At 59.1% G+C, this 237-nt stretch carries 1 protein-coding gene; it reads left to right on the top strand.

Features of this window, described 5'->3' with window-relative positions; all coding sequences use genetic code 11:
• On the top strand, positions 1-237 hold a 237-nt coding region (locus FW764_RS28155), incomplete at both ends, for a hypothetical protein (RefSeq protein ID WP_446436731.1).

Below are 237 nucleotides of genomic sequence, written 5' to 3'. Positions count from 1 at the left end.
CCGGCTGACGGTTGAGCAGGACCCGCTGGGGGCGGTGACGGCGTATCAGTACGACGAAGCCGGGCGTTTGGTGGCGCTGTTTCCTGGCGAGGATGAACCGACTTCCTACGAGCATGACAACGGTTTCGTACGGGTTGTAAGGCGTGGTGAGGCGGTTTGGAAATATGAGCGTAACGATCAGGGTGACGTCACGCGTAAGACTGATCCTGACGGCCACGTTACGGACTACACGTACAG

This window comes from Pseudomonas sp. 1152_12, assembly GCF_052850675.1.
Note: the sequence above shows the minus strand (reverse complement) of the source record. Positions and strands in the feature narration are given on the sequence as shown.